10 protein-coding genes are annotated in these 11,597 nt (G+C 36.8%); 5 read left to right on the forward strand and 5 right to left on the reverse strand.

The features are described 5' to 3' along the window. Positions 1–159: 159 nt before the first annotated feature. The gene (gene fusA / locus J2Y60_RS16855) at positions 160–2,253 is read left to right on the forward strand and encodes an elongation factor G (protein ID WP_309920907.1); all 2,094 of its coding nucleotides are present in this window, start codon (positions 160–162) and stop codon (positions 2,251–2,253) included. 82 nt (positions 2,254–2,335) lie between these two features. Here fusA and J2Y60_RS16860 read toward each other — a convergent pair whose 3' ends face one another. Then, positions 2,336–3,316, reverse strand: coding sequence for an AraC family transcriptional regulator (locus J2Y60_RS16860; RefSeq protein WP_309920904.1), 981 nt, complete (start codon positions 3,314–3,316; stop codon positions 2,336–2,338). 283 nt (positions 3,317–3,599) lie between these two features. On the opposite strand from J2Y60_RS16860, the gene J2Y60_RS16865 reads away from it, so the two are divergent. The 3 genes from J2Y60_RS16865 to J2Y60_RS16875 all read left to right on the forward strand — a co-directional run bounded on the left by J2Y60_RS16865 (position 3,600) and on the right by J2Y60_RS16875 (position 7,108). Next, positions 3,600–5,150 (forward strand): aldehyde dehydrogenase family protein, encoded by a 1,551-nt coding sequence (locus J2Y60_RS16865; RefSeq protein WP_309920900.1) that lies wholly within the window; start codon positions 3,600–3,602, stop codon positions 5,148–5,150. A 149-nt stretch (positions 5,151–5,299) separates the two neighbouring features. Continuing rightward, entirely contained in the window at positions 5,300–5,677 is a 378-nt protein-coding gene (locus J2Y60_RS16870; protein WP_309920896.1) for a DUF779 domain-containing protein, read from the forward strand. 405 nt (positions 5,678–6,082) lie between these two features. Then, the gene (locus J2Y60_RS16875) at positions 6,083–7,108 is read left to right on the forward strand and encodes an NAD(P)H-dependent glycerol-3-phosphate dehydrogenase (protein ID WP_309920893.1); all 1,026 of its coding nucleotides are present in this window, start codon (positions 6,083–6,085) and stop codon (positions 7,106–7,108) included. A 108-nt stretch (positions 7,109–7,216) separates the two neighbouring features. Here the strand turns inward: J2Y60_RS16875 and J2Y60_RS16880 are convergent, their stop codons facing one another. The 3 genes from J2Y60_RS16880 to J2Y60_RS16890 form a co-directional block, all read right to left on the reverse strand. Next, positions 7,217–7,609 carry an HIT family protein gene (locus J2Y60_RS16880; RefSeq protein ID WP_309920890.1) on the reverse strand — a complete coding sequence of 131 codons (393 nt, stop codon included), beginning with the start codon at positions 7,607–7,609 and terminating at the stop codon, positions 7,217–7,219. Positions 7,610–7,738: 129 nt separating this feature from the next. After that, positions 7,739–8,248 carry a gamma carbonic anhydrase family protein gene (locus J2Y60_RS16885; protein WP_309920887.1) on the reverse strand — a complete coding sequence of 170 codons (510 nt, stop codon included), beginning with the start codon at positions 8,246–8,248 and terminating at the stop codon, positions 7,739–7,741. Positions 8,249–8,409: 161 nt separating this feature from the next. After that, entirely contained in the window at positions 8,410–8,967 is a 558-nt protein-coding gene (locus J2Y60_RS16890; RefSeq protein WP_309920884.1) for a hypothetical protein, read from the reverse strand. 211 nt (positions 8,968–9,178) lie between these two features. On the opposite strand from J2Y60_RS16890, the gene J2Y60_RS16895 reads away from it, so the two are divergent. Further along, positions 9,179–10,285 (forward strand): DUF2911 domain-containing protein, encoded by a 1,107-nt coding sequence (locus J2Y60_RS16895; protein WP_309920879.1) that lies wholly within the window; start codon positions 9,179–9,181, stop codon positions 10,283–10,285. Positions 10,286–10,348: 63 nt separating this feature from the next. Here J2Y60_RS16895 and hemB read toward each other — a convergent pair whose 3' ends face one another. Beyond that, on the reverse strand, positions 10,349–11,320 hold the full coding sequence (gene hemB, locus J2Y60_RS16900) for a porphobilinogen synthase (RefSeq protein ID WP_309920876.1): 972 nt from the start codon (positions 11,318–11,320) through the stop codon (positions 10,349–10,351). Positions 11,321–11,597: the final 277 nt, after the last annotated feature.

Consider the following 11,597-nt stretch of genomic DNA (forward strand, 5'->3'; position numbering starts at 1 on the left):
GCACTTCGCTTTTGTATTTAACTAAGAATCAGTAATTTTGCACCCTAATTTATTAGGATAAAGGAGTACATACGTGAGAACCTATATTAGTTATTCTGTTTTGTATGTGAAAATTAACCTAAGAAAAACGATAAAAAACAAATAATCAACATATTAACAATGGCACGTGATTTAAAGTACACAAGAAACATTGGTATTGCTGCCCACATTGATGCGGGTAAAACAACAACCACTGAGCGTATTCTTTACTATGCTGGTGTAAGCCACAAAATTGGTGAGGTACACGATGGTGCAGCAACAATGGACTGGATGGAGCAAGAGCAAGAAAGAGGTATTACCATTACTTCAGCTGCAACTACTGTAGGCTGGAAATACAGAGAACAAGATTACCACATTAACATTATCGATACTCCAGGTCACGTGGATTTTACCGTTGAGGTAAACCGTTCGTTACGTGTATTAGATGGTCTTGTATTTTTATTTAGTGCCGTTGATGGTGTTGAGCCTCAATCTGAAACTAACTGGCGTTTAGCAAACAACTATAACGTAGCTCGTTTAGGTTTCGTTAATAAAATGGACCGTTCGGGTGCAGACTTCTTGAATGTTTGTAGACAAGTAAAAGAAATGTTAGGTTCTTATGCTGTGCCTTTACAATTGCCAATCGGTGCTGAAGATAAGTTTGAAGGCGTTGTTGACTTAGTTAACTTCCGTGGTATCAAATGGAACGAGCACGATAAAGGAATGACTTTTGAAGTTGTGCCTATTCCTGAAGATATGATCGACGAAGCAACTGAATACCGTGAGAAATTATTGGAAGCAGTAGCAGAATTTGATGATACTTTGATGGAGAAATACTTCGAAGATCCAGAATCAATTTCTGAAGATGAAATCTTAGCTGCACTTCGTGCTGCTACTATCGCAATGAAAATCGTTCCGATGCTTTGTGGTTCATCATTCAAAAACAAAGGTGTTCAAACAATGCTTGACTATGTGATGGCATTATTACCTTCACCTTTAGATAAAGATAATATCGTAGGTACTGACCCACGTACTGATGCTGAAATCATTCGTAAACCGTCTACTCAAGATCCATTTGCAGCTTTAGCATTTAAAATTGCAACTGACCCTTACGTAGGTCGTTTATGTTTTGTTCGTGCTTATTCAGGTGTGTTAGAGGCTGGTTCTTATATCTTGAACAACCGTTCTGGAAACAAAGAGCGTATCTCTCGTATCTTCCAAATGCACGCTAACAAGCAAAATTCTATCGAAAGATTAGAAGCTGGTGATATCGCTGCGGTTGTTGGATTTAAAGACATCAAAACTGGTGATACTTTATCTGATGAGAAAAACCCAATCGTTCTTGAATCAATGGTATTCCCTGAGCCAGTTATCGGGTATGCTATCGAGCCTAAGAAATCAGCTGACCAAGATAACTTCTCGAAAGCTATTGGTAAGTTAATCGAAGAAGATCCAACGTTACAAGTTGAATCTAACGAAGAAACAGGACAGACTATCATTAAAGGTATGGGTGAGCTTCACCTTGAAATCATCATCGACCGTATGCGTCGTGAATTCAAAGTTGAAGTAAACCAAGGTGCTCCGCAAGTAGCTTACAAAGAATCATTGACGAAATCTACTGAACACCGTGAAGTTTACAAAAAACAATCAGGTGGTAAAGGTAAATTTGCCGATATCGCATTTGAAATCGGACCAAGAGAAGATGGTAAAGAAGGATTGGAATTCGTTAATGCTATCGTTGGTGGGGTAATTCCAAGAGAATTTATTCCTTCAATCCAAAAAGGATTTGAAGCAGCAATGAAAAACGGTGCTTTAGCTGGATATCCAATGGATTCAATGAAAGTTCGTTTATACCACGGTTCTTTCCACGATGTCGATTCAGATGCATTGTCATTCGAAATGGCAGCTCGTTTGGGTTACAAAGAAGCAGCTAAACAAGCTGGTGCTAAAATCATGGAACCAATCATGGCTGTAGAAGTTGTTACTCCTGACGAATACACAGGTCCTATCACTGGTGACATGAACCGTCGTCGTGGTATGATGAAAGGTATGGATTCTAAACAAGGTGCTGTAATCTTGAAAGCTGATATTCCTTTATCTGAATTGTTCGGTTATGTAACTGATTTACGTACTATGTCTTCTGGACGTGCTACTGCAAACTTAACGTTCTCTCACTATGAATTCGTGCCACAAAACTTGGCAGAAGAAATCGTGAAAAAAGCGAAAGGATTGTAATTCATCCCAGCGTACTAGTAAAAAATATAAAAGCCTTCACGGAGTTAACTCTGTGAAGGCTTTTTGTTTATAAAGAATATTTTTAGCCAATCATTTTTTGTGAAAGATGCAAACTAAGATTAGCTCCTCCTCTTCCTCCCGACAACAAACATAATTCCTTAAACTTTCCGGGGGTAATGCCTACATGCTTTTTGAAGATAATAAAGAAGTAATTGGTACTGCCAAAACCTGCCTTGAAACAAGCATCGCTAATATCATTTCTGGTTTCAGCCAATAACTCTTTAGCAATCTTGATTCTCTCTTGATTGATAAAATCAACAGGTGTAATGCCTAATTCTCTTTTGAATTGACGAAAGAAGTTAGGCTTGCTCATACAAGCTAAATCACAAAGCTTTTCTATATTCAGTTTCTCAGTGATGTGTTCTTTGATATATTGAATCACGAAGGCAAAGCGATTGGTATTAGCATATTTTTTATAATTATCTACAATCAATACCCTTGCTTGTGTCTGCATGAGTCTGATTAACAATTCATTAACCATAAAATTAGCAAATAAGTCTTTCGCTGAATTGGTTTCTGTAGAAACTTTTACAAGGCGGTCAATCGTATTGCTGACTTCCAACGAGTTTTTTAAATGGAAGGTATCTAAATCTATCTGCCACGACTCATGTTCTTCTACTTTAGCATATTTTTCATTTAAAAGATTGACTGTTTCTTTAATTTGCTCACTTTTAATCGCAAGAGCCATGCATTGCGTAGGGTTCGAGAAATCCGCTTCTGGGAAATCTATCTTCATTTCCTCATTGGCTGGTACAATTACTGACTCGCCAGGGAGGTATTCAAAACCTTGCTTATCAAACAAATGCATTACTTTTTTACCACGAAACATCGTAGTAAGCACAAAGCTATTGAATTTCAAACGGACGTCTTCGCTTTGCTGATGAGTCTCGAATATATTCAATTCAAAATTATCCAATGAATATACAGTACGGTTCTCAACGAGCGTAATTAAATCCTTTACCGGCTTGAGTGCTGGCGACTGGGGCTTATGAATCTGTTTCATTTTAATTTGATTGAACCCAATGGTTAATGGTAGCACAAGTGCTGTAAAACTTTATTTACAATAATACTAAGATGAGCTTATTGATGCAATTTGCTAAATATTAAATGATACAATAGTCAATTTTAATGATACGATTATCATGTTTATGACAATAATTCAATATTATGACAAAAAAATACTATGATACTATCATCAAGTTTTGTGATATAAAAGTAAATAGTAATAGTAATAATTCAAGATAAATTTGTAAAAAATAAATCACGAAACGCATTTAATTTTTATTATGGAAAATCTTGAAGCAGAAGCTCCTGTAACTGCGAGCTCAAATACCGACAATCTTATAGCAAGACCAATTTTTAGAAATCAATACGAAAACTTTATCGGCGGAAAATGGGTGGCACCTGTAAAAGGGCAATATTTTGAAAATACATCACCTATTGATGCCAAGGTTATTTCTAAAGTACCTCGCTCAACAAAAGAAGATGTTGAATTAGCATTAGATGCAGCTCATGAGGCTTTTGCTACGTGGTCAAAGACTTCGGCAACAACACGAAGTAATATCCTACTCAAAATTGCAGATATTATTGAGCAAAACCTGATGTATTTAGCTACTGTTGAAACAATTGATAACGGTAAGCCTATCAGAGAAACCATCAATGCTGACTTACCTTTAGTAATTGACCACTTCCGTTATTTTGCAGCTTGTATCAGAACAGATGAAGGTTCTGCTGCCGAACATGACCCCAACACACTTTCTTTGATTATCCATGAGCCTATTGGCGTGGTTGCTCAAATTATTCCGTGGAATTTCCCTCTTTTGATGGCTACTTGGAAAATGGCTCCTGCTTTAGCGGCCGGTTGTACGATTGTGATGAAGCCAGCAGAACAAACGCCTGTAAGTATTTTGTGTTTATTAGAATTGATTCAAGATGTTTTACCAGCAGGAGTATTGAACATTGTGAATGGGTTTGGTTTGGAAGCTGGTAAGCCTTTGGCAAGTTCTACTAGAGTGTCGAAGGTTTCATTTACAGGCGAAACCACTACTGGACGTTTAATCATGCAGTATGCTTCAGAAAACATTATTCCAGTAACGATGGAATTGGGTGGGAAATCACCAAATATTTTCTTCCCAAGTATCATGGAGGCAGATGATGATTTCTTTGATAAGTGTTTGGAAGGTGCAGCGATGTTTGCTTTGAATCAAGGTGAAATATGTACTTGTCCTTCAAGAATCCTTGTACACGAGTCTATCGCTGATGCCTTTATTGCTAGATTAATTGATAGGGTAAATGCTATCAAAAAAGGACACCCATTAGATATGACTACGATGATTGGTGCACAGGCTTCGAACGACCAATACGAGAAAATATTATCATACTTGAAAATTGGAGCAGACGAAGGGGCGGAAACACTTTGTGGAGGAGCTGCGCATTTACAAGAGGGCGACGCTGTTAATGGCTATTATATTCAACCGACGATTTTGAAAGGACATAACAAAATGCGTGTTTTCCAAGAAGAAATCTTTGGCCCTGTAGCTGCCTTAACGACTTTTAAAACTGTGGAGGAAGCAATTGAAATTGCTAATGATACGCTGTATGGTTTAGGTGCTGGTGTTTGGACGCGTGATGCTCACGAGTTGTATCAAGTACCAAGAGCTATTCAGGCTGGTCGTGTTTGGGTAAACTGCTATCATGCATATCCTGCTCACGCTCCGTTTGGTGGATACAAAAAATCTGGATTTGGTCGCGAAAATCATAAAATGATGCTCGACCATTATCGTTCTTGCAAAAATATGTTGATTTCTTATGATAAAAAGGCATTAGGATTCTTTTAGGGGCTATCGGCTTTCGGTCATCGGCTTTCAGTAATATGTTTGCTTGTAGTAAGTAAAAAGCCGACATCCGATGACCGATAGCTGAAAGTTAACTTCCGATGACTGAAAGCTGAAATCCGACGACCGATAGCCATTTAATCATAAAATTCATGGACAAAACCCCGAGAGTATTGGTTACTGCCAAGGCAGAGGAGTTAATCGACCGCCTGCGTAAGGAACATGGCCCCATTATGTTTCATCAAAGCGGAGGGTGTTGTGATGGTTCTGCTCCCATGTGTTTTCCTGTTGGTGAATTTAAAACAGGTGCTAACGATGTTTTATTGGGCGAAATTCATGGTTGCGAATTTTTTATGAGTGCCTTTCAGTTTGAATATTGGCAATATACCCAGTTAACATTAGATGTTGTTGAAGGGAGAGGAGCTAGCTTTTCTTTAGAAATACCCTTGGGTCTGCGGTTTATTATTCGTTCACAAGTGTATACTGAAGCTGAACTTCAAAATCTAAGTGCTGTTTCAAAAGGGGAATAATCTGTTTGTTCTCTCTTAAACGTAACAAAACAGTTAATTAATCAATAATGTCTTTCCTTTTAGGGTGTGACTTTAGTCACATCCTAAGAGAAAGGAATTGGCAATTTTATTTACACTGGTATCAACAAACCATTTTAGTAAAGGAGTCTCAAATAATGAAGATTTATTCATTGTTTGAGACTCCTTTATTTTATCGTTTTCTGGGATTAATCGCCCACGAACACTAATCTCTTCAAAATATTGTTTTGTTTTGTTTTCTTTTTGCTCAGAGCCTTGTTAGCTTTGCAAATCAACCTTTGTGGCAATCCGCACAGATGCTTTTAATCATCAAGGGATAGTCAGGGCTAATAATAGATACTTGAACTAATTGTCTTAGTAAAAGTATTTCTTCCCTTAATATTTAACATGACAGAAATACCTGCTTTCAAAAAAGGTTTACCCACACAAATTGCTGTATTGGGCGGTGGTAGTTGGGCAACGGCTATCATCAAAATTTTAACTGAAAACAATGTCAAAGTAAAATGGTGGCTTCGCCGTAAATCGGATGTTGATTTTATTAAAAAGTATAATCACAACCCAAGCTATTTAACAGATGCATTGCTTAACCCAAGAAAAGTAAAGGCATATTACAAAATGTACGATGCCTTGTATGGGGTAGATTATGTAATTTTGGCCGTACCTGCAGCTTTTGTACCTGACGCTTTGAAAAACCTTACGCGTAATCATTTTGCAGGAAAGAAAGTTGTATCAGCGATTAAGGGGATGATTCCAGATGAAAATATGTTGGTAACCGACTGGATGGAAAAAGTATTTGGTGTGCCGCTTACACAGATGTGTGTAATTGCTGGTCCATGCCATGCTGAAGAAGTAGCGTTAGAAAAGCAGTCGTATCTAACCATTGGTTCGCCTAATATCAATTTAGCCCAAGAGTTTTCTAACTTGTTGAGTTGCAGATATATTCAAGCAAACCCTATTGCAGATTTATACGGTGTTGAATACTGTGCAGTAATCAAAAATATTGTAGCAATGGCTTGTGGTATCACCCACGGCTTAGGTTTTGGAGATAACTTTCAGGCGGTAATGGTTTCTAATGCTATGCAGGAAATCAAACGCTTTTTAGATTATGCTTATCCACAAGCTTCACGGGATTTGAACAATTCGGGTTATTTAGGCGATTTACTGGTAACGGCTTATTCGCAGTTTTCAAGAAACCGTACTTTTGGAAATATGATTGGGCGTGGGTATTCGGTTAAATCGGCACAGATAGAAATGAATATGGTAGCGGAGGGATATTATGCCGTAAAGAGTATTCACCAAATAAACGAGAAATATGGTGTAGATATGCCCATCATTGATGCAGTCTATAAAATTTTATATGAAAGAGCTGCGCCAGTAGCTGAAATCAATATTTTGAAAACACATTTGAAGTAGGATTTGATGATTTGAAGATGTGGTGATTTGAAGATTTGAAAATGATTAAATGCCTAATGGCTTACATTCATTTTCAAATCTTCAAATCATCAAATTTTCAAATTGGAATTATAAAAGTCCTCTGATTTTATCAGCCGTTGCTTTTAATTCTTCTTGCGATGGTTTTAATTTCTCTCTTGTAAAATTAATATCATTCATCGTATTCAAAGGAATTAAATGAACGTGAGTATGCGGTACTTCTAAGCCAATGACAGATACCCCAATTCTTCGGCATGGAATAGCCTGTTGTAGTGCTGGAGCAATCTTTTTAGCAAAAATCATTAGACCTGCCAATAAATCATCGTCTAAATCAAAGATATAGTCTATCTCTTTTTTCGGAACCACCAAAGTATGTCCTTCGGCAAGTGGCATAACATCCAAGAATGCAATGAAGTTTTCGTCCTCTGCAATTTTATGGCAAGGAATCTCGCCATTGATAATTTTAGTGAATATTGTTGGCATGGAAAAATTTGTTTAAGCTACCAGCTATGAGCATCGAGCTTTGAGATTTTAAAATTAATAATTTCCTTGTGAAATGGATGATTTAATAGAAAGCTCAAAGCTCACGGCTCAAAGCTACTAGCTAAAAAGCTATTTAAACCATTCAGCATACATGATATAATTATTGGCGGTTCTCATAAATACCTCCGCAGCTTCTGGAGAGATATTTTTTAAGAATTTAGCGGGATTACCTGCATAAATAGTTCCTGCAGGAACACGTGTATTTTGTGTGACGATAGCACCTGCTGCAATGATTGATCCTGTTTCTATCACAGCCCCATCCATCACGATAGCACCCATACCAATCAATACCTTGTCTTCAATCGTACAGCCATGAACAATAGCATTATGGGCAATAGAAACATAATTGCCAATAGTCGTTTTGGTTTTCTGATAAGTACAATGGATAATAGCACCGTCTTGTATATTAGAATTATCTCCAATTGAAATGCTATTAACGTCTCCTCTGATAACAGCATTGAACCAAACGGTACAATTTTCCCCAAGTGTTACATCACCAACAACGGTAGCGTTTTCGGCCAGCCAGCAATTTTCGCCCATAGTAGGCGATACTCCTTTTACAGGTTTTATTAAAGGCATTCTTTTAGGATTAAGTTAAAGACAAAAACCTTGTTCTTGGCAACAAATATACAAACTAACTGAGCTTAGGCAATAAAAAAAGGTTGTTCAGTGAAATACCAAACAACCCCGAATTAATGTAAAATATAATTGTTTTTGATTGAAAATAATACATTTTAAAATTACTCTTTGATGTCAAACCTACCATCCTTCAAGGCAATTATGTCAGAAGGCTTGTCTTTGTTTTGAAAAGTTACGTTAAAAGTACCCGAATAGATTTTTGAAACAGGGTCAAATCGGATAATATTCACTTCGTTTTCACAGTTTTGACAAATAGCGTATTGAGAACAATTACCGTCGCTACACTTTTGATAAACACTGGCAAAAGGTGTAAACTCAACAGCATTTTTAGGAAAATATTTCATGAACTGATATTTACCAGTATCTTGAACATTATTAATCATAAAGCTAATCGACTCTAAAGTGTTTTGATTAGTTACGGTTAATCTGAGGGTTGAATTTTGATATTTACCCCAAACTACTGGTGCAGGCTTAAAATTAGGGTTGGCTTGGTATCGCTGAAAGGGCGTCCAGATAGCTCCATTAATTTTTGCACCAAAAGTTTGCTTCCCAATCTGAGTAATTTCGGGCAATGCATCTGGATGTACATAGTCGTTCACCTCACAGCTAAGGAGTGAAAAAGACAGCATAAAGATGATTAAGTACCGATTTTTTCTCATATAAACTACCCTAAGAAATCCAGTTTTGCGAATTTATAAATAATCTTTAATTAAAGTGTACTAATCTAAGAAATTTATTTTAAATTATTTTAAGAATATACTTTACGTTAAAAATATACTTAAAAAATATCCTGTTGGATACTATTCATTATAAATAATTATTTTTACATGAATCATTTTCCTCCTTTGTCAAAAAATAAATCTAAAGACCATGAAAAAAATTATTTTAGCATCGTTTCTGTCAATATTCCTAATGTTGGATGTATTGGCTCAATTAACTGTTCCACCCAACGGTGGAAATAAACTAGCTTCTGTTAGCGAAAGGATAGGATTAACGGATGTGACAATTAATTATCACCGTCCTGGAGTAAAAGGACGTGAAGGTAAAATTTGGGGGCAATTAGTGCATTACGGCTTTGCAGATTTGGGTTTTGGCACATCTGTATCGGCACCTTGGCGAGCAGGAGCTAATATGAATACGACGATTAGTTTTTCAACACCAGTGAAAATAGAAGGACAAACACTGCCAGCTGGTAAATATGGACTGTTTATGGCAGTACAAGAAAATGAGGTAACAATTATTTTTTCAAAAAATGCTACGTCGTGGGGAAGCTATTATTATGACGAAAAAGAAGACGCTTTACGCGTAAACGTAAAACAATTGAAAGAACAGCCTTTAGTTGAATGGCTAAAGTACGAGTTTGTTGACCAGACTGAAAAATCGGCTACGGTAGCTTTATTATGGGAAAAATGGAAAATTCCTTTTAAGGTAGAAGTAGATGTACATCCTCTTGTTTTAGCTTCTATGCGTGATGAACTGAGAGGCGAAAAAGGGGGAACTTGGCAAACTTTAAATGAAGCCGCTAGCTATTGTTTAAAAAACAATGTAAACTTAGAAGAGGGTTTGGCGTGGGCAGAACGCTCTATTACCGAACGCTATGTAGGCGAAGCAAATTTTACAACGCTCAGTACCAAAGCTGCCATATTAAGAAAATTAGGGAAAGATAGCGAAGCCGATGCTACCATGAAACTAGCTTTACCCAAAGGTAATGTGACAGAAATACACCAATATGCTAGAGGTTTGTTGAAAGAGAAGAAGCCTCAAGAAGCTTTTGAAGCCTTTAAATTAAATGCTACAAAGAACCCAAATGAATATACTCCGTTGGTTGGTTTAGCAAGAGGCTATTCGGGTATAGGAGATTTTAAAAATGCGTTAAAATATGCGAAATTGGCTTTAACACTTGCACCGAACGATTTAGAAAAAGACAATGTAGCTAAAATGATTAAAACCTTGAGTGAAGGGAAGGATGTGAATTAATTTAAAAGAGAAAGGCTTAGCGTCAATTTGACGCTAAGCCTTTCTCTTTTAAATACTACTACACTATTTGCTAAGACTAGCATATTCCTTAGCAAAGTAAGTTAATATTACTTTAGCCCCCGCTCTTTTGATTGATGTCAAACATTCAACCATTGTCTTGGTGCCATCTAACCAACCGTTTTGAGCAGCGGCCTTAACCATAGCATATTCGCCAGAGACGTTATAGGCAGCAATTGGAATATCAAAATTATCATTCAACGATTTGATAACATCCAAATAAGCCAAAGCGGGTTTTACCATTAAAAAGTCTGCTCCTTCACTATAATCAAGTTCTGCTTCAATTAATGCTTCACGTACATTGGCAGGGTTCATCTGATACGTTTTTTTGTCTCCAAATTTAGGCGCTGAATCTAAAGCATCACGAAAGGGACCATAAAATGCGGAAGCATACTTGGCAGAATATGCCATGATAGAAACATTGATAAAACCTTTGCTATCCAGAGCTTCACGGAGTACTCTGACACGTCCATCCATCATGTCTGAAGGACCAACAATATCAGCACCAGCTTCTGCTTGAGCGACAGTCATTTTTGCTAAAATCTCTAAGCTTTCATCATTCAGAATATTCCCTTTTTCATCTACATATCCATCGTGTCCATCAGAAGAATAAGGATCCATGGCTACATCCGACATGATGGCAATAGATGGAAACTTACTTTTAATTTGATGAATGGCTTCTAAATAAACATTTCCTTGGCGATAGCTTTCAGAGGCAACCTTATCTTTTTTGTCTTCAGGCAATAGTGGAAAAAGTGCAATAGAACGAATCCCTAAGTCCTGTACAACAGACATTTCTTCTAATATCTTATCAATAGAATACCTGTAAACACCAGGCATTGATTTTACTTCGCTAGTGAGGTTGTTGCCTTCCATCACAAACATCGGGTAGATAAAATCATTAACTGATAAAGTTGTTTCTTCTACCATTGCACGAATAGCTGCTGACTGGCGATTTCTTCTGGGTCTTCTTAGCATAATTATAATTGTTGTTCTCTGGTTTTGCTGATTTTTTTCAGCCACAAAGTTCGTAAAACCTTCGAACAAATTTTGGAATATTTTAACTTTAATATTTACCTGATGATAGAAGTATTTGGGTGTTTGTTGATTATAAACCTAGATTTTTACGTTTTCAATATAGTCTCGTTGATATTTCTTCATCTCTTTTACAACCACGATAAAGTATTATTTTGTTCAGTTATTTGCCAAAAAAGCTAAAAAAAAGATAACATTTATGTTTAAAAAGAGTAAATAT

This window comes from Arcicella sp. BE140, from assembly GCF_031456255.1.
Lineage (GTDB): Bacteria > Bacteroidota > Bacteroidia > Cytophagales > Spirosomataceae > Arcicella > Arcicella aquatica.